This window comes from Bradyrhizobium elkanii USDA 76 (genome assembly GCF_023278185.1).
Lineage (GTDB): Bacteria > Pseudomonadota > Alphaproteobacteria > Rhizobiales > Xanthobacteraceae > Bradyrhizobium > Bradyrhizobium elkanii.
In genome coordinates this window covers 422,472-448,324 of sequence record NZ_CP066356.1, presented here as the reverse complement: position 1 = coordinate 448,324, position 25,853 = coordinate 422,472, and the positions used below count along the sequence as shown (strand labels likewise).

The 25,853-nt window shown below is 65.7% G+C and carries 27 protein-coding genes; 11 read left to right on the top strand and 16 right to left on the bottom strand.

Going from position 1 to position 25,853, the window contains the following annotated elements:
* Positions 1–2: 2 nt before the first annotated feature.
* The 3 genes from cobT to cobS are packed head-to-tail and all read right to left on the bottom strand — an operon-like array spanning position 3 to position 3,313.
* A complete protein-coding gene (gene cobT, locus JEY66_RS02070; protein ID WP_018269175.1) occupies positions 3–1,901 on the bottom strand; it encodes a cobaltochelatase subunit CobT in 1,899 nt (632 codons plus the stop codon).
* On the bottom strand, positions 1,898–2,308 hold the full coding sequence (locus tag JEY66_RS02065; protein WP_016843550.1) for a GNAT family N-acetyltransferase: 411 nt from the start codon (positions 2,306–2,308) through the stop codon (positions 1,898–1,900). The genes cobT and JEY66_RS02065 overlap by 4 nt, the downstream gene beginning before the upstream one ends.
* 3 nt (positions 2,309–2,311) lie before the next feature.
* A complete protein-coding gene (gene cobS, locus JEY66_RS02060; protein ID WP_018269176.1) occupies positions 2,312–3,313 on the bottom strand; it encodes a cobaltochelatase subunit CobS in 1,002 nt (333 codons plus the stop codon).
* A gap of 292 nt (positions 3,314–3,605) precedes the next feature.
* Between cobS and JEY66_RS02055 the strand changes: the two genes are divergently transcribed.
* Complete coding sequence (locus JEY66_RS02055; RefSeq protein WP_016843552.1) at positions 3,606–4,268, top strand: DedA family protein; 663 nt, start codon at positions 3,606–3,608, stop codon at positions 4,266–4,268.
* Between the two features lie 3 nt (positions 4,269–4,271).
* Here the strand turns inward: JEY66_RS02055 and JEY66_RS02050 are convergent, their stop codons facing one another.
* Positions 4,272–5,495, bottom strand: coding sequence for a citrate/2-methylcitrate synthase (locus JEY66_RS02050; protein WP_016843553.1), 1,224 nt, complete (start codon positions 5,493–5,495; stop codon positions 4,272–4,274).
* 76 nt (positions 5,496–5,571) lie between these two features.
* On the opposite strand from JEY66_RS02050, the gene JEY66_RS02045 reads away from it, so the two are divergent.
* Positions 5,572–6,666, top strand: coding sequence for a citrate synthase/methylcitrate synthase (locus JEY66_RS02045; protein WP_018269177.1), 1,095 nt, complete (start codon positions 5,572–5,574; stop codon positions 6,664–6,666).
* A 260-nt stretch (positions 6,667–6,926) separates the two neighbouring features.
* Here the strand turns inward: JEY66_RS02045 and JEY66_RS02040 are convergent, their stop codons facing one another.
* Entirely contained in the window at positions 6,927–7,565 is a 639-nt protein-coding gene (locus JEY66_RS02040) for a J domain-containing protein (RefSeq protein ID WP_016843555.1), read from the bottom strand.
* Between the two features lie 109 nt (positions 7,566–7,674).
* Here JEY66_RS02040 and JEY66_RS02035 point away from each other — a divergent pair, with 109 nt between their 5' ends.
* Together JEY66_RS02035 and JEY66_RS02030 are read left to right on the top strand one after the other, a co-directional pair.
* Positions 7,675–7,950, top strand: a complete 276-nt coding sequence (locus JEY66_RS02035) for a BolA family protein (protein ID WP_016843556.1) — start codon at positions 7,675–7,677, stop codon at positions 7,948–7,950.
* Positions 7,951–8,068: 118 nt separating this feature from the next.
* Positions 8,069–8,518, top strand: coding sequence for a hypothetical protein (locus JEY66_RS02030; RefSeq protein ID WP_016843557.1), 450 nt, complete (start codon positions 8,069–8,071; stop codon positions 8,516–8,518).
* A 205-nt stretch (positions 8,519–8,723) separates the two neighbouring features.
* Here JEY66_RS02030 and JEY66_RS02025 read toward each other — a convergent pair whose 3' ends face one another.
* The 3 genes from JEY66_RS02025 to JEY66_RS02015 form a co-directional block, all read right to left on the bottom strand.
* A complete protein-coding gene (locus JEY66_RS02025) occupies positions 8,724–10,031 on the bottom strand; it encodes an HlyC/CorC family transporter (RefSeq protein WP_016843558.1) in 1,308 nt (435 codons plus the stop codon).
* Between the two features lie 119 nt (positions 10,032–10,150).
* Positions 10,151–11,293: a 3-dehydroquinate synthase gene (gene aroB / locus JEY66_RS02020; protein WP_016843559.1), complete on the bottom strand. Its 1,143-nt coding sequence runs from the start codon at positions 11,291–11,293 to the stop codon at positions 10,151–10,153.
* On the bottom strand, positions 11,290–11,922 hold the full coding sequence (locus JEY66_RS02015) for a shikimate kinase (RefSeq protein WP_016843560.1): 633 nt from the start codon (positions 11,920–11,922) through the stop codon (positions 11,290–11,292). Before JEY66_RS02015 ends, aroB begins: the two co-directional genes overlap by 4 nt.
* A 145-nt stretch (positions 11,923–12,067) precedes the next feature.
* Here JEY66_RS02015 and JEY66_RS02010 point away from each other — a divergent pair, with 145 nt between their 5' ends.
* The 4 genes from JEY66_RS02010 (at position 12,068) to JEY66_RS01995 (ending at position 16,162) form a co-directional block, all read left to right on the top strand.
* A complete protein-coding gene (locus JEY66_RS02010; protein WP_016843561.1) occupies positions 12,068–12,214 on the top strand; it encodes a hypothetical protein in 147 nt (48 codons plus the stop codon).
* Between the two features lie 16 nt (positions 12,215–12,230).
* Entirely contained in the window at positions 12,231–13,214 is a 984-nt protein-coding gene (xerD, locus tag JEY66_RS02005) for a site-specific tyrosine recombinase XerD (protein WP_016843562.1), read from the top strand.
* 265 nt (positions 13,215–13,479) lie between these two features.
* On the top strand, positions 13,480–14,442 hold the full coding sequence (locus JEY66_RS02000) for an acetyl-CoA carboxylase carboxyltransferase subunit alpha (protein ID WP_018269178.1): 963 nt from the start codon (positions 13,480–13,482) through the stop codon (positions 14,440–14,442).
* Between the two features lie 229 nt (positions 14,443–14,671).
* Positions 14,672–16,162 (top strand): L,D-transpeptidase family protein, encoded by a 1,491-nt coding sequence (locus JEY66_RS01995; RefSeq protein WP_016843564.1) that lies wholly within the window; start codon positions 14,672–14,674, stop codon positions 16,160–16,162.
* Between the two features lie 435 nt (positions 16,163–16,597).
* On the opposite strand, the gene JEY66_RS01990 is transcribed toward JEY66_RS01995, so the two are convergent.
* Positions 16,598–16,828, bottom strand: a complete 231-nt coding sequence (locus JEY66_RS01990; protein WP_026191987.1) for a hypothetical protein — start codon at positions 16,826–16,828, stop codon at positions 16,598–16,600.
* Positions 16,829–16,896: 68 nt separating this feature from the next.
* Positions 16,897–17,973 (bottom strand): flavodoxin family protein, encoded by a 1,077-nt coding sequence (locus tag JEY66_RS01985; protein ID WP_016843566.1) that lies wholly within the window; start codon positions 17,971–17,973, stop codon positions 16,897–16,899.
* 198 nt (positions 17,974–18,171) lie between these two features.
* On the opposite strand from JEY66_RS01985, the gene JEY66_RS01980 reads away from it, so the two are divergent.
* The 3 genes from JEY66_RS01980 to JEY66_RS01970 are packed head-to-tail and all read left to right on the top strand — an operon-like array spanning position 18,172 to position 19,624.
* Positions 18,172–18,795: a phosphatase PAP2 family protein gene (locus JEY66_RS01980; protein ID WP_026191988.1), complete on the top strand. Its 624-nt coding sequence runs from the start codon at positions 18,172–18,174 to the stop codon at positions 18,793–18,795.
* The gene (locus JEY66_RS01975; protein ID WP_016843568.1) at positions 18,792–19,139 is read left to right on the top strand and encodes a DUF3147 family protein; all 348 of its coding nucleotides are present in this window, start codon (positions 18,792–18,794) and stop codon (positions 19,137–19,139) included. The genes JEY66_RS01980 and JEY66_RS01975 overlap by 4 nt, the downstream gene beginning before the upstream one ends.
* Positions 19,136–19,624: a DUF3147 family protein gene (locus tag JEY66_RS01970; protein WP_016843569.1), complete on the top strand. Its 489-nt coding sequence runs from the start codon at positions 19,136–19,138 to the stop codon at positions 19,622–19,624. Before JEY66_RS01975 ends, JEY66_RS01970 begins: the two co-directional genes overlap by 4 nt.
* Positions 19,625–19,630: 6 nt before the next feature.
* Here JEY66_RS01970 and JEY66_RS01965 read toward each other — a convergent pair whose 3' ends face one another.
* The 6 genes from JEY66_RS01965 to JEY66_RS01940 are packed head-to-tail and all read right to left on the bottom strand — an operon-like array spanning position 19,631 to position 25,784.
* Positions 19,631–20,332, bottom strand: a complete 702-nt coding sequence (locus JEY66_RS01965; protein WP_018269181.1) for a branched-chain amino acid ABC transporter ATP-binding protein — start codon at positions 20,330–20,332, stop codon at positions 19,631–19,633.
* The gene (locus JEY66_RS01960) at positions 20,325–21,059 is read right to left on the bottom strand and encodes an ABC transporter ATP-binding protein (RefSeq protein ID WP_018269182.1); all 735 of its coding nucleotides are present in this window, start codon (positions 21,057–21,059) and stop codon (positions 20,325–20,327) included. The genes JEY66_RS01965 and JEY66_RS01960 overlap by 8 nt, the downstream gene beginning before the upstream one ends.
* Positions 21,046–22,197 carry a branched-chain amino acid ABC transporter permease gene (locus tag JEY66_RS01955; protein WP_050999328.1) on the bottom strand — a complete coding sequence of 384 codons (1,152 nt, stop codon included), beginning with the start codon at positions 22,195–22,197 and terminating at the stop codon, positions 21,046–21,048. Before JEY66_RS01955 ends, JEY66_RS01960 begins: the two co-directional genes overlap by 14 nt.
* Positions 22,148–23,365 (bottom strand): substrate-binding protein, encoded by a 1,218-nt coding sequence (locus tag JEY66_RS01950; RefSeq protein ID WP_018269184.1) that lies wholly within the window; start codon positions 23,363–23,365, stop codon positions 22,148–22,150. The genes JEY66_RS01955 and JEY66_RS01950 overlap by 50 nt, the downstream gene beginning before the upstream one ends.
* Before the next feature lie 4 nt (positions 23,366–23,369).
* Positions 23,370–24,227, bottom strand: coding sequence for a branched-chain amino acid ABC transporter permease (locus tag JEY66_RS01945; RefSeq protein WP_018269185.1), 858 nt, complete (start codon positions 24,225–24,227; stop codon positions 23,370–23,372).
* 42 nt (positions 24,228–24,269) lie between these two features.
* Entirely contained in the window at positions 24,270–25,784 is a 1,515-nt protein-coding gene (locus JEY66_RS01940; protein WP_026191990.1) for an amidase, read from the bottom strand.
* Positions 25,785–25,853 lie beyond the last annotated feature (69 nt).

Sequence of the window (25,853 nt, the reverse complement as noted above, 5' to 3'; positions counted from 1 at the left end):
TCTCACGAGTGGAGGCGGCGCCGGACGCCCGGCGCGGGCGCCGAGCCGTGAGTCTCGCTGAACAGCTCGGCGAGCTTTTCGGTGATGGCGCCGCCGAGCTCTTCGGCGTCCACGATGGTCACGGCGCGGCGATAGTAGCGCGTCACGTCATGACCGATACCGATCGCGATCAGCTCGACCGGCGAGCGGGTCTCGATCTCGTCGATGATGTGACGCAGATGCCGCTCGAGATAGTTGCCGGGATTGACCGACAGCGTGGAGTCGTCGACCGGCGCGCCGTCGGAGATCATCATCAGGATGCGGCGCTGCTCGGGACGCGCGAGCAGGCGCTTGTGCGCCCAGTCGAGCGCCTCGCCGTCGATGTTCTCCTTGAGCAGGCCCTCGCGCATCATCAGCCCGAGATTTTTTCGCGCGCGACGCCAGGGTGCGTCGGCCGATTTGTAGATGATGTGCCTGAGATCGTTGAGGCGGCCCGGATTGGCCGGCTTGCCGGCGGCGAGCCACGCTTCGCGCGACTGCCCGCCCTTCCAGGCGCGCGTCGTGAAGCCGAGGATCTCGACCTTGACGCCGCATCGCTCCAGCGTGCGCGCCAGGATGTCGGCGCAGGTGGCGGCGACCGTGATCGGGCGGCCGCGCATCGAGCCGGAGTTATCCAGCAGCAGCGTCACCACGGTGTCGCGGAAGGTGGCCTCCTTCTCGTGCATGAAGGACAGCGGATGATAGGGATCGGTGACGACGCGCGACAGCCGCGCCGGATCGAGGATGCCCTCCTCGAGATCGAACTCCCAGGCGCGGTTCTGCTGCGCCATCAGCCGGCGCTGCAAGCGATTGGCGAGCCGCGCCACGATGCCCTGCAGATGCGCGAGCTGCTTGTCGAGATAGGAGCGCAGCCGCTCGAGCTCGTCGTGATCGCAGAGGTCTTCGGCGGCAATCACCTCGTCGAATTTCGGCGCGAAGGCGTGATATTCCGGACCGCGCGGCTCGTTCTGGCCGCGCGCATTCGGCCGCGTCGCCTCGCCCGGGGTCTCGTCGTCGCCGAGCTCACCGTCGTCGAAAGTGTCCGACGTGGAGGCCTGCGCGCTCTCCATTGCGCTTTCGCTCATCTCTTCCGCTGACGTCTGCGCCTGGTCGGCGCTCATCTCCTGCGCGGCATCGGAGTCGGGCGAGCCCTCGGCGCCGGACTGATCGCTCTCGCCGTCCTGGTTCTCGTCCTGGTCGTCGTCATCGTCGGAATCCATGTTGCGGTCGTCGCCGAGATCGAGCGCCGACAGCAGATCATGGACGAGGTCGCCGAACCTCGCCTGGTCCTCGGTGAAACGGCTGAGCTTGTCGAGCCGCGAGCCGATCTTGTCCTCCAGGGTCGGACGCCAGAGATCGACCATCTTCTTGGCGGCCGCGGGCGGTGCCATGCCGGTGAGACGTTCGCGCACCAGCATCGCCAGCGCATCCGACAGCGGCGCGTCGGCGCGATCGGTGATCTCGTCATACTTGCCGCGGTGGAAATGATCGTCGAGCATCGCGGTGAGGTTCTTGGCAACGCCCGCCATCCGCCGCGAGCCGATCGCCTCGACGCGCGCCTGCTCGACCGCCTCGAACACGCCGCGTGCCTGCGGATTGCCGGGCATCAGCTTGCGATGCACCTTGGGATCGTGACAGGCGATCTTGAGCGCGATCGAATCGGCGTGGCCACGCACGATCGCCGCATCGCGCTTGGTCATCTTGCGCGCCGGCTCCGGCAGCCGCGCCTTGCCGGGCGCGAGCCCGGGGCGCTCGGCGGCGAAGGAGACTTCGAGCTCCGGCTTCTTGGCGATCGCCTTCAGGCACGCCGACACCGAGCGCTTGAACGGCTCGGTCGGCGCTTCCTTGGATCCGGGGCGAAATTTGATGTTGGAGGTTGTCATAGCGATTTCGTAAACCAATGGCGCGTGACGCCGCCGGGATACCCCTCAATCGAACCGAACTCTTTATATCCGTTGGCGCGGTAGAAGCCCGGCGCCTGGAAGCTCATCGTATCCAGATAGGATCGCGTCGCTCCGAAGCGCCGCGCCTCGTCCTCGATCGCCTTGATCAGCTTCGCGCCAAAGCCCTTGTTGCGAAACTTCTGCTCCATCCAGAACAACTGGATGAACAACACCGCGGTCCAGACCTCGCCGACGATGCCGCCGACAATCTTGTCATCTTGCCGCAGCGAGATGGCGAAGCGCTTGTACTTCTGCTTCCCCATCTTCTCGTTGTTGTAGCGGAGCAATCCGCCGAGCACCGCTTTCTTCGTCTGTGTGACTGTGCGCTCGACGGAGATTTTCGGCATGGACTAGCTGAGCGCCACGTTGACCGAGGATTCCGGCAGCTCGACGTTGAAGCAGCGCTGGTAGAACTCGGCGACCAGCGGCCGCTCCAATTCGTCACACTTGTTGAGGAAGGTGACGCGGAACGCGAAGCCGATGTCGTTGAAGATGTCCGAGTTCTCGGCCCAGGTGATCACCGTGCGCGGGCTCATCACCGTCGACAGGTCGCCGTTGGCGAAGGCGTTGCGGGTGAGGTCCGCAAGCCGCACCATCTTGTTGACGATGTCGCGGCCTTCCTGCGTGCGGTAGTGGCGCGCCTTGGCCAGCACGATCTCCACTTCCTCGTCATGGGCGAGGTAGTTCAGCGTGGTGACGATCGACCAGCGGTCCATCTGGCCCTGGTTGATCTGCTGGGTGCCGTGATAGAGGCCCGAGGTATCGCCGAGGCCGACCGTGTTGGCGGTCGAGAACAGGCGGAACGCCGGATGCGGCTTGATCACCTTGTTCTGGTCGAGCAGCGTCAGGCGGCCGGAGACTTCCAGCACGCGCTGAATCACGAACATCACGTCCGGGCGGCCGGCGTCGTATTCGTCGAACACCAGCGCGATATTGTGCTGCAGCGCCCAGGGCAGGATGCCGTCGCGGAATTCGGTGACCTGCTTGCCGTCCTTGACCACGATGGCGTCCTTGCCGACGAGATCGATACGGCTGATGTGGCTGTCGAGGTTGACGCGCACGCAGGGCCAGTTGAGGCGGGCCGCAACCTGCTCGATGTGGGTCGACTTGCCGGTGCCGTGATAGCCGGTGACCATCACGCGGCGATTCTTGGCAAAGCCGGCGAGGATCGCGAGCGTGGTCGCGCGATCGAAGCGATAGTCCGGATCGGTTTCCGGCACATGCGGATCGACTTCCGAATAGGCGGGAACTTCCAGATCGCTATCGATCCCGAAGACCTGCCGGACCGACACCTTCATGTCGGGCAGGCCGACGACGGGTTCTTGTGCTTTGGTCTGGACGGCGGTCGTCATTCATCCTCCGAGGTCACGGGCATTCCCGAAACCAGATTGATCGTTTGGCTGCGGATGGGGTGCTAGACACAAGCCTAGCAGAGAGCAACGGCTGGCAGAAGCCCGCGGGCCAATCAAAGTTCCGTTGTCCTATCATGAAGATAGGTCCGGACGCCGGTTTTTGAAAGGCTGCCCTGCGAATCACGCCGTACTTTCGCCGCAGCGCGTGGGCGCCCTGTCTTTCCAGGGCACTTTTCACCCCGGCAGAGAGTTGTTAGCTCTCAAATCGATACCACCGCTGCATGGGAATTTTGTGACTTCATTCCTTGACCCGTTCATCGCGTTCGTTTCGGCCCATGCCTGGCTTGCCTATCTGACGCTGTTTCTGGCCGCCCTGCTGGAAGCGGTTCCGGTGATCGGCTCCCTGGTACCGGGTTCGACCATCATCCTGGCGTTGAGCGCGCTGGTGCCGGGCGGGGAACTGAAGCTGCTCCCGGTGCTCGCCGCGGCGGCGGCCGGCGCGATGCTCGGCGACGGCACCGCCTATCTCATCGGCCACCGCAGCCAGCGCGAGATTCTGTCCGCCTGGCCGCTCTCCAACTACCCGCGCGTGGTGGCGCAGAGCGAGGCGTTCTTCAACCGCTGGGGCGTGCTCGCGGTGTTCTTTGCCCGCTTCGTGCCGCCGATCCGCGCCTTCGTGCCGATCACGGCCGGCGCGCTCGACATGCCGCCGGCGCGCTTCTACGCGGTCAACATTCCCGCGATCCTGCTCTGGGCGCCGGCGCATGTGCTGCCCGGCGTGCTGGCCGTGACCGCGCTGCACGACTATGCCGGCCTGCCGCATCATCAACATGTCGGCAAGCATCTCTGGATGTTTGCGGTGGCAGGTGGCGCCGTGATCCTGGCGCTGGCGATCTGGACCATCCGCCGCCGCCATGGCGGCGGCCTGATCGAACCGGCCAGGCCGGCAAAATAGCAGCTAAATACTATTGGTCGTACCGGCCCGGCCGGGTGCCGGACCGACATAGCGCGCGCGGGGCCGGATCAGCTTGCCATGCTGAAGCTGCTCGCTGGCATGCGCGATCCAGCCGACGCTGCGGGCCATCGCAAACAGCGCGAGCTCGCTGCCCGCGGGCATCCGCAGCGCATGCACCAGCACCGCCAGCGCGTAGTCGATGTTGACGAATTCGCCGGTCGCCTCCGCGATCCGCTCCGGGACTTCCCTGGTGAATTTGCGCGGCGCGCCGGCCCGCGTCAGCGCCTCGAGCAGCGAGATCGCGCGCGGATCGCCCTTCTTGTAGACGCCGTGCCCGAAGCCGGCGAAACGCTCGCCAAGCGCGACGCGCTCGCGAACCACTGGCGCAACGTCGTTGTCGAGCATCGTCTTGACGAGGCGCGAGGCGAGCACGCCGGCACCGCCATGCATCGGTCCCTTCAACGCGACGAGACCCGCGATGACAGCGTCGTACAGATTGAGCCCGGTCGATGCCGCGCAGCGCGCGGTGAAGGTCGACGCATTCAGTTCGTGATCGGCGAGCAGCACCAGCGCGCGGCGGATCAGGTCGGGCGCGTGCTTGTTGTCAGGCGTCCAGACCCGCGCCACCTGCTCGTGCAGCAGCTCGTTCGATGGCGCAGCGTTCAGCATGGTCGCGACCAGCAGCCGCAGGATGCGGCCGCCGACCATCGCGCGGCCGTCCGGCGCGCGGGTGAAGGCGCCGGGATCGGCGCTTGCCGCCAGTGCCAGCACGGCGACCGTCCGATCGATCGGCTGGGCGCGGCGCGCGGCCTCAGCGATGGCGCGCATTTCGTCCGAGATCTGCGGACAATTGTCCGGCGCGAACGGATCGACGCCGGTGACGTCCCACAGCAGCGTCGCGGTGTGCTCCAGCGTGTCGCGCTCGGCGAGCTCGACGCAGTTGACGCCGCGATAGATCGGACCCTGCTCGGTGATGGTCGCGATCGCCGAATCCATCACCGGCAGGTCGGCGTCGAAATTGCGGAAGCCGCGCGGCTCCGGCGACGGCACGCGGCGCTCCTTCAGCCCCCTGATGTCCTCGGCGCGGTAGCGGTGGCTGCGCGAATCCGGCGACGGCTCGGAGCGGATCAGCCCGCGGCTGACATAGGCGTAGAGGGTCGCCGGCGAGACCGCGAGTTCGGCCGCGGCCTCCCGGGCGGAGAGATAGAGCTCGGCGGATTTTTTCATATTGATTTATATAATCAAGATTGATCAACTCGTCGAGAGGCCTGACCTTGAAGGGGTGAAGCAAGGAGATCAGGCCATGAATATGCATCTCACCAAGAGCCAGATCGGTCTGGACGGCGTTCCCGCCGCCGAGACCGTGTTGAGCCATGTCGACGGCGAGCGCGGCGAGTTGATCATCGCCGGCGAGCACGTCGCCGACCTCGCGGGCAAGTCGAGCTTCGAGGGCGTCACCGCGCGGCTGTGGAACGGCGCCACCGGCAAGGCGCTGAGCGAAGCCAATGTCCGCGCCAGCCTTGGCGCCGCCCGCGAACGCGCCTTCGCCCGGTTGCCGGACCTGCTGCCGGCGACGCGCGGCATGTCGATCGTCGACGGCTTCCGCGCGGCGATCGCCGGCCTTCGCGGCGAGAACGGGCTGGAGCACGAGGCGACCATCGTCGGCGCCTTCCCGGTGATCGCGGGCGCCCTGGTCCAGCACGCCAGGGGGCATGACCCGATCGCGCCGGACCCGAATGCCGGCCACGCCGCCGACACGCTGCGGATGCTGCTGGGCCGCAAGGTCGAGCCGCGCGAGGTCGCCGCGCTCGACGCCTATCTCGTCACCGTATGCGACCACGGCATGAATGCGTCGACCTTCACCACGCGGGTGATCGCGTCCACCCAGGCCGATCTGTTCGCGGCGATCACCGGCGGCTATTGCGCGCTGACCGGCCCGCTGCATGGCGGCGCACCTGAGCCGGTGCTCGAGATGCTGGACGCGATCGGGACGCGCGAGCGCATCAAGCCCTGGGTCGACGGCGCGCTGGCGCACGGCGAACGGCTGATGGGGTTTGGTCACCGCGTCTATCGCGTGCGCGACCCGCGCGCCGACGTGCTGAAGGTCGCGATCGAGCGCCTCGAGGCCAGTGGTGCCGACCTGCCGTTTGCCGCCGAGGTCGAGGCCTATATCCGCGAGGCGCTGCGGAAGAAGAACCCGGAGCGGCCGCTCGAGACCAATGTCGAGTTCTTCACCGCGATCCTGCTCGATGGGCTGGAAATCCCGCGGCAGGCGTTCACGCCGATCTTCGCGGTGGCCCGCGCCGCCGGCTGGACCGCGCACGCGCTTGAGCAGCGGCGCACCGGGCGGCTGATCCGGCCGAGCTCGTCCTATGTCGGGGCGATGCCGAAGGGGTGAGGGCTAACCGCGAACCGCAGCCCGGATGGAAGCGCCCCGGATTGCGCTGCGCTTCATCCGGGCTACAAACCTGCACCGTTGGACGATGGCGGAGCCACACACTCCGCCGTCGTCCCGGCGAAGGCCGGGACCCATACGCCGCGGCCCATCGATGGGGCAATCGGGCGGACATCTGTGCAAACGATAAACGGCCGGTGGTTATGGGCCCCTGCTCCCGTGGGCAACTGCGCACTAGGCAGCGGCGACGAGGACGAGAGAGCTCAGGCCTCGCGCACCACGGTCTTCAGATAATTGTACGCCTTGATGATCTCGATCAGGCGATCCTCGGTGGAACGGTCGCCACCATTGGCGTCGGGATGGTGCTGCTTGACCAGCGCCTTGTACTTCGACTTGACGTCTTCGAGCGTCGCCTCGGCCCCTAACCCCATCACCTGCAGCGCCTTGCGCTCGGCGTTCATGACCTTGCGGGTCTCGGGCTTGGGCTCCGCGCCGCCCGGTCCGGGGCGCCAGCGGCCACGGCCGTTGAGCTCGGAGAACACGTGGAACGGATCGGAAGCGGCATCGAGACCGCTGTCGCCCTTCTTGCCGTTGTTGGCACCCATCTTCCAGGTCGGACGGTGGCCGGTCAGCGCGTCCTTCTGGTAGCGCGCGACGTCGTCAGGATTCATGCCCTGGAAGAAATTGTAGGACTGGTTGTACTCGCGGACGTGATCGAGACAGAAGTGCCAATACTCGCGCGAATTCTCGCGGCCTTTCGGGGCGCGGTGCGCGCCCTTGTTCTGGCAACCCGCCCACTCGCAGGTCACAGCCTGCTCGCCGGCCTGCGCCTGGCGCTTCGCACTCACCTTGGTCGGCTTGATGCGAATGGAGTCGAAGAATTTTGATGAATCGATCGGCATGTTCTCTTTGACTACGCAATGCACAAATCTTCAAGTCTTGACATTGCGCAGACCTCGTTTCCCGCTTGCACCATTGACGAAAAGCTGTCGCGAACCTAACTCCGCCGCCATGAACACCAAAGACGTTATCATAAACAAGTTGCGTGAAGCTTTCTTGCCGGAAAGCCTCGACGTCGTCGACGAGTCACATCTGCATGAGGGCCACGCCGGCCACAGGCCAGGCGGGGAGACGCATTTCCGGGTATATATTGTGTCTCCGGCCTTCGAAGGGAAGAGCCGGATCGAACGCCATCGCATGATAAATGCGACGCTGGCTCAGGAACTCGCCGGCTCGGTGCATGCGCTGGCGATCCACGCCCACGGCCCCGGGGAAAAGCCGCGCTAGTGCGCGCTTGCCTCAAGACGAAGCGGTGGTTTTCCTTTATGAGAACAGGATGGACCTGCTCCATAGGTGAGCAGGTGAAACTACGGATTGCACCGCCACGCATGATATGGGGCCACTGATGATCCCTTGCTGGCCACGTTTCCGGTCGATCGTCACCGCCGCCGGCCTGCTCCTGATCAACGCGATGCGCCCGGCCTCGGCGCTGGACATGCCGAGCCCGTTCGTCCAGGAGGTGCTGGTCAAGAGCATCCTGGTGTCGCTCAATGATGCGGTAGCCGCGAATAATTTCACCGTGTTCCATGCCAAGATCTCAAAGCCGTTCCGCGACCAGTTTCCGCCCGACAAGCTCAAGACCATCTTCAAGGATCTGGTCGACAAGCATGCGGTGTTCGACGCCGTGGTGGCCAAGCCGATCGTGCTCGATGAGGACGCCAAGGTCGACGACAAGGGCGTACTGCGGCTGAAGGGGCATTTCGACACCACGCCCAAGCAGGTGAAGTATCAGCTCGGCTTCATCCCCTCCGACGGCGCGTGGAAGCTGTCGGGCATCTCGATCGATATCGAGTAGCGAGGCACATCCATCAGACCCGTCATCCCCGCGCAAAGGCTGCGCCTTTGTCGCTGGAGGAGCGCGCAGCGCGTCTCGAAGGATGCACGGCCCGGCCGATGGCCGTCGACCCTTCGAGACGCGCTACGCGCTCCTCCAGCGACAACGGCGAAGCCGTTGCGCGGGGGTGACGGTGATAGGGTCGAGTTGCGCTTGCCGCCCAGCCCTAGAACGCCGTCCCCGCCCGCTTCGGCTTCTTCTCGTCCAGCTCGGTCTCGCGCGGGACGGCGACGATGCGCAGCGCGGTGATGCGGTTGCGCTCGCGGCGGAGCACGCGGAAGCGGAAGCCGTGGAAGGTGAAGCTCTGGCCGCGCTCCGGGATCGAGCGCGCCTCGTGGATCACGAGGCCGGCGACCGTGGTCGCCTCCTCGTCCGGCAGGCGCCAGTCCATCGCACGGTTGAGATCGCGGATCGGCACCGAGCCGTCGACCACGACCGAGCCGTCCGGCTGGGCACGCACGCCGGCGACGACGACGTCGTGCTCGTCGGAGATGTCGCCGACGATCTCCTCCAGGATGTCCTCCAGTGTCACCATGCCTTCGACCTCGCCATATTCGTCGACCACGAGCGCGAAGTGGGTCTTGCGGCGGCGGAATGCCTTCAGCTGTTCGGAGACCGGACGCATCTCCGGCACGAACCAGGGCGGCAGCGCGATCGCGGTGGCATCGATCGCGGACATGTCGCCGTCGTTGGCGCGCATCGCGCGCAGCAGGTCCTTGGCGTGCAGCACGCCGACGATGTTCTCCGGCTTCTCCCGCCACAGCGGGATGCGGGTATATTCGCTCGCCAGCACCTCGCGCACCAGTTCCTCGGGCGGCAGGTCGGCGTTGACCATGGTCATCTCGGTACGATGGACCATGACGTCGGAGACCTGCAGCTCGCTGAGATCCAGCAACCCGCCGAGCATGTCGCGGTCCTGCTTCTCGACCTTGCCCTCGTGATGCAGCAGATCGACCGCACCGCGCAGACGTTCGGTCGGCGACAGCACCGCCTGATGCGCCCCGACCTTGATGCCGAGCAGCTTCATCAGCGCCAGCACGATGGTCTCGATGATGGTGAGCAGCGGCCCCAGCACGAAGATCGTCAGCCGCATCGGCCGCGCGACCAGCAGCGAGATGCGGTCGGGCGCGTTGATCGCGATGGTCTTGGGCAGCACCTCGGCGAACACCACCACCATCACGGTCATGACCGCGGTGGCGTAGAGCACGCCGACGTCGCCGAACCAGGCCGTGAACACGCCGGTCGCCAGCGCCGAGGCGCCAATATTGGCGATGTTGTTGCCGAGCAGCAGCGCGCCGATCATGCGCTCGCGCATGTTGAACAGCTTCGACACCACACCGGCATCGGTGTTGCCCTGCTTCGACAGCCGCAGCATGCTGGCGCGCGAGGCGCCGGTCAGCGCCGTCTCACTCGCCGCGAAGAACGCCGAGATGAACAGACAGAGCAGCACGATCGAGAAGGTGAACCATCCCACTGAATTGATCCGTGGTTAGAGCATGATCCGGAAACGTGTGCAGCGGTTTTCCGAAAAGATCATGCTCAAATCAAAAAGAATAGAGTGGGATGACGATCCGAAGAAGAGTTCATCCCGCTCTAGGCCTTCAACTTGGCTTGCAGGAAGTCGCGCACCGGCTGCGGCTCGACATTGTTGGCGATCACGGCGCGGCCGACGGCCTCCAGCAGGATGAAGGTGAGCTTGCCGCGCTTGACCTTCTTGTCCTGCGCCATCAGCGCCAGGAGCGTGTCGGCGTCGGCAAGACCTTCCTGCGCGAAGCCTGCGATATCCTGCAGGCGCGTCGGCAATCCGACCGCGGACAGATGACGCGCGATGCGCCCCGCATCGTCGGACGAGATCATGCCGAGCTGCGCCGAGAATTCCGCCGCCAGCACCATGCCGACCGCGACGCCCTCGCCGTGGAACAGTCGGTCCGAAAAGCCGGTTGCGGCTTCCAGCGCATGGCCGAAGGTATGGCCGAGATTAAGCAGCGCCCGCTCGCCGGTCTCGCGCTCGTCACGGGACACAACGCCGGCCTTGGCACGGCAGGAAGTTGCGATCGCGTGCTCGCGCCCGGCGCCGCCGGCGAAGATGTCGGCATGGTTCTTCTCGAGCCAGGCGAAGAAGGCCTCGTCACCGAGGATGCCGTATTTCGCGACCTCGGCGTAGCCGGCGCGGAACTGGCGCGGCGACAGCGTGTCGAGCACCGAGGTGTCGGCGATGACCAGCACCGGCTGGTGGAACGCGCCGATCAGGTTCTTGCCCTGCGGCGAGTTGATGCCGGTCTTGCCGCCGACGGAGGAATCGACCTGCGCCAGCAGCGAGGTCGGCACCTGCACGAAATCGACGCCGCGGCGCAGGATCGCGGCCGCGAAGCCGGCGAGATCGCCGACCACGCCGCCGCCGAGCGCGATCACGAGGTCATTGCGCTCGATCTTCGCCGCGATCAGCGCTTCGCTGACCTCGGTCAGCGTGGCATAGCTCTTCGAACCCTCGCCCTCCTCGACGACGATCCGCGACGTCGGCACGCCGGCCGCTGCGAGCGACGCCTCGGTCGGCTCCAGCCAGTGCTTGGCGACGGTGCGGTCCGTGACGATGGCGGTACGCACGCCGGGCCGCAGCGCCGCGACACGCTCGCCGAGCGACTGCAGCACGCCGCGGCCGATGACGATGTCATAGGCGCGGTCGCCGAGCGCGACGTCGACGGTAACGGAGGCGGAATGTTTCAAGGGCGCAGTCATGAGGTCGCGTTCAATCCATCAGATGGTGGCTCGTCGGCCGGGCGCGCACCGCACAGATGCGCATGCAGGGCCTCGAGGCATTCGTCGACGATGCGGTCGTGCGGCACGTCGCGCGAGGCAATCGTCAAATCGGCGGTGCGGTAGACCGGCTCGCGCTCGCTGAGCAGGCGGTTGACGGTCGCCTCCGGGTCGGGGGTGTGCAACAGCGGACGATCGGCGCGGCGGCGCACCCGGCGCATGATGATATCACTGTCGGCCTTGAGCCAGATCGAGATCGCGCGGTCGCGGATCCGGTTGCGGGTCTCCTCGCGCATGAAGGCGCCGCCGCCGGTCGCCAGCACGACCGGGCCATTGCCGAGGATGCGGGCGATCACCCGCGCCTCACCGTCGCGGAAATACGGCTCGCCCTTGCTCTCGAAGATCTCCGGGATCGTCATGTCCGCCGCCGCCTCGATCTCGGTGTCGGCATCGGTGAACGGCAGCTTGAGTCGCGCCGCCACCCGCCGGCCGATGGTCGACTTGCCGGCCCCCATCATGCCGACCAGCACGATCGACCGCGTCCCCAGCGCGGCCGCGATGTCGGCCTCCAGGGTCGGGTGGGTGGGCGCCGGTACGGCTGCGTCGGACATCAAAAAGCTCGGATATTGGGACGAATTGTTCAGAATTCGAGCCACCTATACTACCCCCGGCGACACCCTTACCAGCGACTCTTGCAACCGCGCGGGGAACATGTTGGATGATTTCATTGGTTAATTCGCCGCCCGAGTCGCCTTCATGCCCAGCCTGTTCCGCTTCCTGACGGTCGTCGCCGTGATTTTCGGGATCGGCTATGGCATCGTCTTCGCGCTGGCGAATTTCGTGCACCCGAAACCGCGGGAAATGACGGTGACCATCCCACCGGATAAGTTCCTCAAGAAATAGACGCTATGATTCCGGCATGCCCGCTGCTGCCAAAAATCCCGCCAAGACCCTCGCCAAGTCCTCCGACGCCAAACTGACCGCGTTGTTCCTCGACATGCTCGCCGCGGAACAGGGCGCCGGCGCCAACACGCTCGACGCCTACCGGCGCGACCTCACCGATTTCTCGGACTATCTCGCCCATGCCGGCGCCGACTTCACCAGCGCCGACACCGAGAGCCTGCGCGGCTACCTCGCCGACCTCGATACCCGCGGCTTCAAGTCGACCAGCGTGGCGCGGCGGCTGTCGGCGATGCGGCACCTCTACCGTTTCCTGCTCAACGAGCGGGTCCGCACCGACGATCCGGCCGCGATCCTGTCCGGCCCGAAGCGCGGCCGCGGCCTTCCCAAGGTGCTGTCGATCGCCGACGTCGACCGCATGCTGACCCGCGCCAAGGAGCTGACCCAGACCGACGTCTCGCCGGCGCAGCGGCTGCGCGCGCTGCGGCTCTACTGCCTGCTCGAGGTGCTCTACGCCACCGGCCTGCGCGTCTCCGAGCTGGTGTCGCTGCCGGTCTCCGCGGCGCGGCGCGATGCGCGAATGATCGTGGTGCGCGGCAAGGGCAACAAGGAACGGCTGGTGCCGCTGAACGACGCCTCGCGCCAGGCGATGGCGGACTATCTCGCCGCGCTGGAGGTGATGCAGCCGAAGGCGAAGAAGGCCGCGCAGTCGAAATGGCTGTTTCCGTCCTCCGGCGAGAGCGGTCATCTGACCCGGCAGCATTTCGCCCGCGACCTGAAGGAGCTCGCGGGCGCCTCCGGCCTTGCGCCGCGGCTGGTCTCCCCGCACGTGCTGCGTCATGCGTTTGCCAGCCATCTGCTGCACAATGGCGCGGACCTGCGCATCGTCCAGACCCTGCTCGGCCACACCGACATCTCGACCACCCAGATCTACACCCATGTGGTCGAGGAGCGGCTGAAGAGCCTGGTCCGCGACCTGCATCCGTTGGCGGAGAAATCGTAGCGGTCCGTAGCCCGGATGAAGCGCAGCGCAATCCGGGATTGGTATTTCCGCCGATATAGCTTCCCGGATTGCGCTTCGCTCCATCCGGGCTACGAGCAATCCGCCTTGACTTCCGCTTCGTCTCCGCAGAAAGAGCGTCACCTGCTTGCGATCCCGAAGCGTGCATTCCACCCGGATGCGCGTTAACCGTTTGAAGTTACAAAGCTTCTCTTTCCGACGCCGAAACCGCTTCGCCCCTCGCACCGTTCCTCCCTATATTGAGTTGATGCCCGACCCGATGCGCAGCTATCTCGACTTCGAAAAACCCGTCGCCGAGCTTGAATCCAAGATCGACGAGTTGCGTGCGCTTGCCGCGAGCGGCAGCGACATCGGCGACGAGGTCGCGCGGATCGAGGACAAGGCGGCGCAGGCGCTCACCGAGCTCTATTCCAATCTGACGCCGTGGCAGAAGACGCTGGTGGCGCGGCATCCGCAGCGGCCGCACTTCACCGATTTCATCGGCGGCCTGATCACCGAATTCACGCCGATGGCGGGCGACCGCAAATTCGCCGACGACGAGGCCCTGGTCGGCGGCTTCGGCCGCTTCCGCGGCGAGAGCATCTGCGTGGTCGGCCAGGAAAAGGGCGCCACCACCGAGAGCCGCATCAAGCACAATTTCGGCATGGCGCGCCCCGAAGGCTACCGCAAGGCGGTGCGCCTGATGGAAATGGCCGACCGGTTCGGCATCCCTGTGCTGTCGATCGTCGATTCCGCCGGCGCCTATCCCGGCATCGGCGCCGAAGAGCGCGGCCAGGCCGAGGCGATCGCCCGCTCGACCGACGCCTGCCTGTCGCTCGGCGTGCCCAATGTCGCGATCGTCACCGGCGAAGGCATGTCGGGCGGTGCCATCGCGATCACTACGGCGAACCGCGTCCTGATGATGGAGCACGCGATCTACAGCGTGATCTCGCCGGAGGCGGCATCCTCGATCCTGTGGCGCGACGGCACCAAGGCGCAGGAAGCCGCCAACAGCATGAAGATCACCGCCCAGGACATGCTGCGCTTCGGCGTGATCGACCAGATCCTGAAGGAGCCCTCGGGCGGCGCCCATCGCGACCCCGCCGCGATGATCGCGACCACGGGCGACGCCATCGCCCAGGCGCTCAACGACCTACGAAATCTTGATCCGGACGCGATTCGCAAACAGCGGCGCCAGAAGTTTCTCGATATCGGCCGCAAGCTCGGCTGACGCGCCCAAACGGCCCGATTTTTCGTCCAAATCGACCAATTTTGCCGTAATTGGGCCCCGAGCCGGGTCTTTAACATTCCTTGAACCATGCCTGCTACCGTGAGGGCTGTCCGCCCCGGTTCAGGTTGCGAGCAGGGGTCGTCGAAGGCTAATATTTTAGACAATGGCTTCAGGGCATATTCGCCGTGTTGGGGTCGCGAAAATCGCCCGGTGGGTGTGGAGCTCGGACTTGACTCATCGCACGCTCGTACGCGCGCTTCTGACCTCGGCGGTCCTCGCCGCAGGCGTCATGCTCGCCGGTTGTGACAGCGACCAGATCTCGCTCGCGCAGAACGCCAAGGCCAACCAGCCGGTCCCGCCAAAGCTCGTCGCTGCCATGACCGAAAAGGACATGGACATGCAGTCGCCGATCCTGGTGCGGCTGTTCAAGCAGGAGGCCGAGCTCGAGGTCTGGAAGCAAAACCGCTCCGGCCAGTTCGCGCTGCTCAAGACCTATCCGATCTGCCGCTGGTCGGGCGATCTCGGTCCGAAGGTCCGCGAGGGCGACCGCCAGGCACCCGAAGGGTTCTACTCGATCAACCCGAGCCAGATGAACCCGCAATCAGCCTATTACCTGTCGTTCAACACCGGCTATCCCAACGCCTTCGACAAGGCGCTCGGCCGCACCGGCTCGCAGCTGATGGTGCATGGCGATTGCTCCTCGCGCGGCTGCTACGCGATGACCGACGAGCAGATCGCGGAAATCTATTCGCTCGGCCGCGAATCCTTCTTCGGCGGCCAGAAGGCGTTCCAGCTGCAGGCCTATCCGTTCCGGATGACGCCGGTGAACATGGCCAAGCACCGCAACAATCCGAACATGCCGTTCTGGAAGATGATCAAGGAAGGCTACGATCATTTCGAGGTGACGAAGCAGGAGCCGAAGGTCGACTTCTGCGAGAAGAAGTACGTGTTCGACGCGGTGAAGGCGCCGGGCGCGACACGCGATCCGGTGTTCGACGCCTCTGCGAAGTGCCCGGCCTATGTGATCCCCGAGGAGATCGCGAGCGCTGTGCACGAGAAGGAACAGCGCGACGCCGCCGAGACCGCCAAGCTGGTGTCCAAGGGGACGCCCGTTGCGCGCCTCAACACCGGCATCGACGGCGGCATGAACGCGATCTTCGCCTCGAAGATTCCGGAAGGAAACACCGGCCTCTCCGAAGGCGGCGACAGCCAGGCGCTGGCGTCGATGTCGCTGGCACGCGCGCCCGGCACGATCCCCGGCACGGTCAATCCGCCGAAGCCCAATCTCGCGGTCCAGCAGGAAGAGCCGGTCGTGGCGACGACGTCGTCGACCGCATCGTCGGCCGGCACCCGCGTTGCCTCGGCGAACGCGTCAGACAAATCCGCCGCTGACAAATCCACCTCTGACAAATCCGAAGGCTTCTTCTCCAGCTTTGCGCGCAAGGTTGGCATCGGCGGCACCGCCGACGCCAGCAAGACGACCGCGCCGGCTCCGGCCGCTGCCGCACCGGCCAAGCCGAAGGTCGCCGAGGCCAAGCCGCAATCGGTGGTTCGCGTCGCCCCCAAGGCTGAGCCGAAGCAGGCCGCCAAGCCCGCGCCGAAGCCGCAGGTTACCACCGCCGCAGCCGCGCCGGCCCCGACGTCGTCGACCCAACTCGCCGGCTCCGCGCCTGTGGTACAGACCAACTCGTTCGACACCCGCTTCTCGGCGGTGAAGTAGCAAGGGCGGCACCTACGCGCCGCCGGTCGTTTGCGATAAACATTTCAAGCAGCTCACAGTGTCGTCCCGGCCTGGTGCGCAATTGCGGTCTGTTGCGCCGCTGCCGCAAATATTGTCGTCGTCCTGGCGAAAGCCAGGACCCATAACCACCGAACTTGATCGTGAATGGGATCGTGGCCCCAGCGTCGCGCAATAACTCTCATTTGGGGTAATGGGTCCTGGCTTTCGCCAGGACGACACTGAATGTGTGGCGCTGTCTGTGAGTCACACCGCGACGTTCTCGCGACATGATTTGCCCCAGCTTTGCTCTTCTTTCCGCCGGGTGCCGATCGCACCCAGGGCGTCAGTACCGCGCGCAGACGCCTCGTCGCTGCCGCACCGCCAGCTCGCAGGTTCGAACACCCCGCTCCGTCACCGTCGCGTGCGCGTTGACCGTTACATGCCGTGGCTTTCGAAAACCTTCTTGCAGCTTGTGCTCAGGCTGGCCCGCTTCATCTGCAGGCAGTTCTGCACGGCGCCGTCATTGCCGAGGTCCTTGCGGCAGAAACGCTGGACATCGCGCGAACATGCGTTCTGTTCCGATGGCGTACCGGAATGCTGCGCCAACGCGGCACCGCTGCTCATCACGGCAGCCGCAACAAGAGCTGCAATCGAAATATAGCGCATTGTGACTTCCTCCCGCGGCCTAACGGGCAGCCGGGGCGCTTCGTTCCTTTGGGAACTCGGATTCCACCCTACTTCGGCCGCGGGTCCTCGAGCCCCTTGCCGGGATCTTCCAGATGCCCGGTGCGCGCGAGGTCGACGGCGGCGCCGAGCGCCAGCGCGACATTGCGCACCTGTTCCTGGAAGGCCCTGTCGTCGTCGAGATCGCGATGCGACATCGCATAGGGCTTCATGTAGCCGACATAGCCATCGATCTCGGCCCTGCCGCCGGCCGAGATCAACTCCATGTCGGTGAGCCAGTCCGCAAGAAAGCGACGGCAGGTTTCCGCACCGACGCTGTCGCCGTGGACCACGATGCCGAAATGCCGGCCGCGCAAATGCTTGGGGTATGGCCAGCCCTTGAGTTCGAGCGCCTTGGCTTCGCTCGCGGTCTTGCCGTGGGTTGAGGTCGGATCGGGATTGCCGCCATCGGCGCAGACCAGGCGATCGATCATCGCCTTGAGCCCGGTCGGCGTCTGGTACCAGTTGACCGGCGAGATGATCATGATGCCGTGCGCGCGCACCCACAGCGGATAGATCTCGTTCATCCAGTCGTCGGTTTGCCCGAGCGAGTAGTTCGGATAGCAGCTGCACGGCCAGTGGCAGAGCGCCATCGAGGTGGAGACGCAGGACTTGCAGGGGTGAATCTCCCTGCCGAACTCGGACGTCAGCCGCGACAGATCGAGCACATCGACCGCGAGGCCCATCTCGCGAAAGGCGGCCTCCGCGATCTCGACCAAGCGCCAGCTTTTCGACATCTCGCCGGGACACGTATGTTCGCTGCGCGAGGAGCCGTTGATCAGCAGGATATGCGGCGCCTCGTTTGGATCGTCGTGCCTGCGCTGCGCTTCATCGATGGCATCGCGCGCGGACAGCCAATCGACCGCGAGATCATAGTCGGGATCGGCAAAGCCGGGGCCGGCCTTGCGGGTAACCGGCGCCTTGCGCGAATGACGATAGGCGTCCCAGGCGCCGGCGATGATCGTCGCGAGCTCCGTCTGCATGGATTGAAAGACCGGATCGGCAAATCGCTTCCGGTAGCGCCGCTCGAATTCATCGCGCGAAAGCTTGACCGGCGGCATCCCCTTGCGAACGTCCGGCTCCGTCATCGACACCTCTCCCTGAGAACAACTATCGCCCGCCGTGCATCCCGGTTGGCGCGCGAAGCCTCGGGATGAAGCCTCGGAATTGAGCCTTGGGATCAGGTCGAGACGGGCAAGAGTTCAAGAGCATCGATCTGCATTTGGTTCCTTGCATGCCCTGTTAGGACCCATGCCGCGGCTGGCGCGTTGGATGGGAACCTGACCATGCATACGACAGCCAGAGTTCGCGTACGCCGCCATCAAGGCGCCCCCTTCCCGATCACCATTCGCCCGACCGCGGCGGACACCATGATCGCGCGTGCGATCGCCCGCAACACCGCACCTGCGCCGGAAGAGATCGCCCGCGGATTGACCTGGGGCGCTGACGAAAAGGTCCTGCTTGCGCTCGCCGCCGCCGGCTGGCTCGCCTCACGCGGGCGCGGCGCCTCGCTCGAGCGCGCCGGCAATCACGCGCTGCTGGTGACGGTCGCAGCATCGCTGCTGCCGCATGGCCTGAAATTGCTGTTCAATCAGACCCGCCCGGATCGCCTGACCGTGACCGGCCACGCCAATGGCATCCCGATCTCGGGCAAGCGCGACGACGCCTTCCCATCCGGCCACGCGCTGCATATGGGCGCGCTGGCGTCGGCGGCCGCGACATTGCCCGCCGGCGCGCGCCGCGCGATGCAGTCCGTCGCGATCGGCCTTTCGCTGACGCGCATTGTGGTTCTCGCACACTGGACGAGCGACGTGATCGCGGGATTTGGGCTCGGGGCAGTTCTCGAGCGGCTGCTGCGATTATGGACCGGCTATCCCGGTGACGATCCGCCGCGGGGCAAGGCGCGATGAGCGAATATGTCATCCGCTTTCTCGTGGGCGGAGCCGTGGTGTCGGCCTTCGCGATGCTGGGCGACATTCTGCGTCCGAAGAGCTTTGCCGGCCTGTTCGGCGCGGCGCCGTCGGTTGCGCTCGCCACCCTCGGCATCGCCGTGTACCAGCACGGCGCCGACTACGCCGGCCTGCAGAGCCGCGCGATGATGGCCGGCGCCGTTGCGCTGGCCATCTATAGCTTCGTGGTCTGCCAACTGCTGATTCGCGCAAGACTCCGCGCTGCCCCCGCCACCTTGCTGGCGCTTGTCGTCTGGCTCGCGATCGTCTTCGGCTTGCTGGGCGTTGCCGGAGGGCAGGCATGACACCGGTCCGCGTCTCACTGTCCTCGCTCAGGGAAAGCCGCTGGACCGAATATCTGATCCGCTTCGTGCTCGGTGGCGGCGTCACCGTCCTGACCGGCCTGATCAGCAGCACCTGCGGCGCCTATGTCGGCGGCGCCTTTCTTGCACTCCCCGCCATCTTCTGCGCCAGCGCGACCTTGATCGAGAAGCATGAAATCCGCCGCAAGCGGAACGCCGGGCTCGATGGCACGTGGCGCGGGCAGCAGGCCGCGGCGCTCGATGCCGCAGGCGCAGCACTCGGCGCGGTCGGCATGCTGGCATTTGCCATCGTCTACGCGCTGACGGTGGACCGCAGCGTGCCGGCCGCCTTCATCGCCGCATCGCTGGCCTGGCTGATCTGCTCGATCGCGGCCTGGTATGTGCGTCGCGAGATGCGATCGGCACGGCGGACGCGGACGCCGGGCGACGGCGTGATCGGCCGCAAGGCCGACCGCCTGCCGCATTGAAGCCTGCTACGGCGCCAGATAGCGCAGCAGTTCCGGATCGCTCCGCACCTCGCTCGCGCCGCCCTGCAGCGCGACGCGGCCGCGGTCCAGCACATAGGCATAGTCGGCGACGCGCAGCGCGAGGTCGAGATGCTGCTCGACGATCACGACCGAGATGCTCTTCGCGAGCTCGATCAGCCGCTCGGTGATCTCCTCGATCACGCCGATCCAGACGCCTTCGGTCGGCTCGTCCAGCAGCAGCAGTTTTGGATTGCCGAGCATGGCGCGGCCGATCGCCAGCATCTTGCGCTCGCCGCCGGACAGCGTGCCGGCCGGCTGGTCGAGCCGCTGGCCGAGTTTCGGGAAGATCTCCAGCACGCGATCGACCGCGCTGGCATCCGGATTGAACAGCGAGCCGACCGCGAGGTTGTCGCGCACCGACAGGCGGGCGAACACCGAATGCTCCTGCGGCACATAGCCGATGCCGGAGCGCACGCGCTCCTCGGTGCGGCGCCGCGTGATGTCGCGGCCGTCGAAGAACAACTCGCCTTGCGAGCTTGCGAGCTCGCCGACGATGGTCTTCATCAGCGTGGTCTTGCCGGCGCCGTTGCGGCCGAGCACGGCGACGCCGCCGCGCCAGGGAATGCCGATGTTGACATCGAACAGAACCTGGCTGCGGCCATAACCGGCATCGAGATGCCGGATATCGAGGAAGGTTTGCTCAGGCACGGCGAAGATAGATCTCCTGGACGCTCTTGTTGGCCTGGATTTCCGCGACCGTCCCCGAGGCCAGCACCTTGCCCTGGTCGAGCACGGTGAGGCGGTCGCAGATGTCGCGGATGAAATCGAGGTCGTGTTCGACGATGACGAGCGAGCAATGCTGCTTGATCGGCTGCAACAGCTCGCCGGTGACGCGGCGCTCCTCGAGGCTCATGCCGCCGGTCGGCTCGTCCAGCAGCAACAGCCGCGGCTTGCCGGCGAGCGCCATCGCGATCTCGAGCCATTGCTGCTGGCCATGCGACAGCGCCGCGGCGGCATCATGCGCGCGATCGGCGAGCCGAAACTGGGTCAGCATCGTCATCACCTGATCGTGCAGCCTCTTGCGGGTGCGCGAGAGCACCAGATCGAACAGCGAGCACTGCGCCTGCAGCGCCAGCAGGATGTTGTCGTACAGCGTCAGCGTCGGCAGCACCGAGGTGATCTGGAACTTCAGGCTCATGCCGGCGCGGGCGCGCTCGGTCGGCGTGAACGCGGTGATGTCGGTGTTGACGAAGGAGACCTTGCCCGTGGTCGGCACCTCGGCGCCGGCGACGCATTTCATCAGCGTGCTCTTGCCGGAGCCGTTCGGGCCGATCAGGCCGTGGAACTCGTTCTCGCCGACGGTCAGCGCCGCACCGTCGAGCGCGGTGAGCTTGCCGAACACCTTGCTGATGCCTTGCGCCTCAAGGAGCGGCATTGCCGGTCTCCTTCGGGGCCTTGCCGAAACTGCCGACCCGCTCGCGCTCGCCGAGCACGAAGGAGATCAGCCCGAGCGGCCGGAACATGATGACGAGCAGCAGCAGCACGCCGAGGATGATCGGCCAGACGTCGCGGTAATTGTCCGACAGCCAGAAGCTGACGCCCTCGATGATCACGGTGCCGATCACGGCGCCGATCAGCGTACCGGAGCCGCCGAACAAGACGTAGAGCACGACCTGGGTCGAGAACACGACGCCCAGCATGTTGGGCCAGACGAAGCCCTCGTGGAAGGCATAGAGGCTGCCGGCGAGACCGGCGATGGTGCCGCCGACCGCGAAGATGATCGCCTTCAGATGCTGCGCCTTGTAGCCGAAGAAGGCGATGCGCTGCTCGTTCTCGCGCAGGCCGGCGAGCGCGAGGCCGAATTGCGAGCGGACCAGGAAGCGGCAGAGCAGATAGACGACCACGAGGATGCCGAGCACCATGTAGTAGTAGATCGGCCCCTCCTCGAACTCGTAGCTGCCGAGGGTGAGCGGCGGGATCGACGGGATGCCGTTCTGGCCGCCGAGATAGTACCAGCCGCGCGCCAGCCGGTCCGCGGCATAGGAGCCGGTCAGGGTGCCGAGCGAGACGAAGATCACGCTCGAGGGATAACGCCCGAGCAGCAGGAAGCCGCCGAGCAGCAGCGACGCAGTGAGCCCGATCAAGATGCCGGCGGGCAGGATCAACAGGATCGAGGTGACGTTGAGGTCGCGTGCCAAGAGCGCCACGCCGTAGCCGGCGGCGCCGAAGAACAGCGCCTGGCCGAAGCTCATGATGCCGGCGTAGCCCCACACCAGGTCGAACGACAGCGCGAACAGCGCGAGGATCACCACACGGGTGGCGAACACCGTGAGATAATCCTGCAGCACCCATGGCAGGACCAGTGCGATCAACAGCACCAGCCCCTCCACGATCGGCAGGACTTTCCATCCTGCCGATGTCCGTCCCGCCGGCGCGCTTGCGGCCGGTGCACCCTCGCCCGTCACGGCATCTGGTTCCTCACCGACGCGTGCGACCGCTTCTCTTGCTCCAACCATTGATCGCTCAGCATTCCTTGGGATCAACGAGACCGTCGCTGCGCGCCACGATCTCATAGTTCCCGCCTTTGGCAACAGCGGTGTACATCTTCATCTTGCAGTGACGCTTGCCTGGCACCATCTCCGCGGGTCCGCCCGGCCCTTCGGCGATCTTGGCGTGGTCGAGCGCGGCCGCAACGGAGTCGCGATCGACCTTGCCGGCCTCCTTGACCGCCGCCTCCCACAGCTTGAGGCCGCGATAGGTTCCGGTGGCGGCGCTGCCGGCCGCGAACAGGAAGTTGCCGGGGAAATCCTTTTCATAGGCCGCCTGCAGCTTGGCGTCGAACGGATCTTCCTTGGTCAGCACCTTGAAATAATCGAGGCAGCTCGCCAGCCCCTCGATCTCGTTGGCCTGGTTGATGTTGAGCGTGTTCTCGTCATAGTAGACGCAGGCGAGCCGCCCGCCGTTCTTGAGGAAGCCGGCTTCATAAAGCTGCTTGAAGAACGGACCGACGCCGGGCGGGATCACGGTGTTGAAGACGACGTCGACCTTGTTGGAGATGACGCGGTTGACGGTGGCCGAGAAGTCGACCTGGTCGAGCGGGTAATACTCCTCGAACACCACCTCGCCGCCGTTCGACTCGATCACCTTGCGGGCGTAGACGTTGAGCGTGTGCGGCCAGACATAGTTGGCGCTCGGCAGCGCGAATTTCTTGCCGCCGTTCTTGATCAGCCAGGGGATGAAGGTGTCGCATTGTTGCGCCGGCGTCGGTCCGGTGCAGAACAGATAGGGCGTGCACTCCTTGCCCTCGTAGAGCTGCGGATAGATGTAGAGCGTCTTGCCGCGCGCCACGATCGGATCCTTGATCGCGTTGCGCATCGACGAGGTGATGCCGCCGAGCACCATGTCGACCTTGTCGCGCTGGATCAGCTTGCGGACATTGCCGACCGCGACCGATTCGTTCGAGGCGGTGTCCTCGATATAGAGCTCGAGCGGCCGGCCGAGCAGGCCGCCGGCGGCGTTGATCTCCTTGATCACCATCTTGGCGACGTTGGCGTCGGCGTTGCCGGCATAGGCGATCGGGCCGGTCAGGTCGGTCGCGATGCCGACCTTGATCGGTCCCTCGGCGGCGTTGGCCCAGTCGGGCCTGACCACCCAGCTGCCGACCCCGGTCGCGAGCGCGCCGGTCGCGAAGGCGAAATTGCTCATGAAGCGGCGGCGCGAGAGATTGGTGCGATCGAACATCTGACTAAACCCCTTTTCCCGATATGAGGCCCTGCGGGCGGAATTTGATGAAGGCAATGGCGAGCACGAAGACGAGGACGTCGGCGACGACCGGAGACATCACCCAGGGCAGCGCCGCGCTGAGCGTGCCGATCACACCGGCGCCGGCGACCGGACCGATGAAGGAGCCGACCCCGCCGACCATCACGGCGACGAAGCCCTGGATCAGGAAGCGGATGCCAAGGTCGGCAAACAGACTGAACACCGGCACGATCAGCGCGCCGGCAAGCCCGGCGAGCGCCGCGCCAAACGCGAAGGTCGCCCCGTAGATCAGGGGCGTCGAGATGCCCGAGGCGCGCGCCAGCGCCGGATTCTCCAGCGTGGCGCGGACCCGAAGCCCGAACGAGGTGCGCGCCAGCAAGAGATAGCAGGCGCCCATCACCAAGAGCGTGATCACGATGATGGTGAAGCGCCAGGCCGAGATGTGGACCGAGCCGAGGTCGATCGAGCCGCCGATCGGCTCCGGCACCGTGAGATAGAAGCCGCCGATCAGGCCGCGCACGCTCTCGCGGATGATCAGGCCGAGCGCATAGGTGCCGAGCATCGCCACGATCGGCGCGGCGTAGAACCGCCTGATGATCAGCGCCTCCAGCACGAAGCCGATCGCGCCGACCACGAAGGGCGCCGCGACCATGCCGACCCAGACCGGCGCGCCATGGGCGTAGGCCAGATAGGTCACATAGGCCCCGAGCAGGACGAACTCGCCCTGCGCGAAGTTGAAGATGCCCATCATGCTGGCGATGATGCCGAGCCCGAGCACCACCAGCACGATGATCGCGCCGAAGCTCACGATCTCGAACGCCGCGGCAAAAGTGCTAGCCATGGCGCTCGATCCATCCAGCCTGCGTCTGCAACAAGCGGCGCCTCACATCTTCTTCCAGTCGCCGGCCTGCTCGAAGGCGTGGGCGGCGCGGTAGATGGTGGATTCCTCGAACATCCGGCCGACCAGCATCAACCCGACCGGCAGGCCGTCGATCATGCCGCAGGGCAGCGACATCGCCGGGTGATGGGTGATGTCGAACGGCGCGGTGTTGGTGATCATCTCGAGCGCGCGGGCGACATAGTCCTCGCGGCTGGCATTGGCCGCCGGCAGCGCCGGCGCCTTCATCGGCGTGGTCGGCAGCAGCAGCAGGTCATAATCCTTGAACGCCTTGTCATAGGCGGCGGTGAGGCGACGGGAGATGTTGAGCGCCTTGCCGTAGAAGCGCGGACCGAAGCTGTTGTTGATGTAGGTGCCGAGCATCATGAACAGCTTGGTGGTTTCCGACAGCGAGTCCGCCTGGCGGCGCCAGCCGCGATGGAAATCCATCAGCGAGGTCGAATAGAGGTCGGGGCGGCTGAGGCCGTAGCCGTCGCCGAACATCATGGTCTGGGTCAGGCCTTCGGTGCCGATCGGCGTCCAGATCGCCGGGCCGACCATGTGCATCGGGATCGACACGGTGTCGACCGACGCGCCGAGATCCTTGAAGCGCTTGGCCGCCTCGCGCACGCTTTCGTTGACCGCGGCCTCCGCGGTCGGCTGCTCGAAGCCTTCCTTGAGGATGCCGATCTTCATGCCCTTGACGCCCTTGCCCAGCGCCTTGGTGTAATCCTCGACCTTGGGCGCCTTGATGCGCGGATCGTAGCCGTCGTCGCCGGCGATCACTTCGAGCAGCAGCGCGTTGTCCTCCACCGTCGCGGTCATCGGGCCGGTGTGGTCGACGAAGATTTCGATCGGCATGATGCCGGTATAGGGCACGAGGCCCCAGGTCGGCTTCATGCCGTAGGTGCCGCAGAACGAGGACGGCATGCGGATCGAGCCGCCCTGGTCGCCGCCGATCGCCATGTCGACCTCGCCGAGCGCGACCACGACACCGGAGCCCGACGACGACCCGCCGGCCGAGTAGCCCATCTTGTGCGGATTGTGCACCGCTCCGTAGGAGTTGGTGTGGCTGCCGCCGGACAGGCAGAAGTGCTCGCAATGGGTCTTGCCGGCGATCTCGGCGCCGGCATCGAGCATGCGCGTGACGATGGTGGCGTCGAAATCGGGGATATAGCCTTCCAGCGTCGACGAGCCGTTCGTCATCGGCACGCCGGCCAGCATGATGTTGTCCTTCAGCGCCACCGTCTTGCCCTTGAGCTTGCCGGAGGCCGCGCCCTTCACGGTCGACTTGTAGTACCAGGCGTTGCGCGGGTTTTCCTCCGCCGACGGGCGATAGCCCGGCGTGCGCGGATATTTCACCTTGGGCAGCTCGTCCGGCATCGCGGCGATCACGTTGTAGGCGTCGATCGAGCCCTGCATCAGGCCGCGGAACGAGGCCACATCCTCATCGGTCAGTGACAGGCCGCACTGCTCGGCGACGGCACGAAGTTGCGTTGGCGTGGGAAGGACGACGGTCACGGCGCTCTCCTGATAGCTTTTGATCTTTGGATTTGATCCCTCGACGCAGGGTGCAGCGGCGCGTTGCCC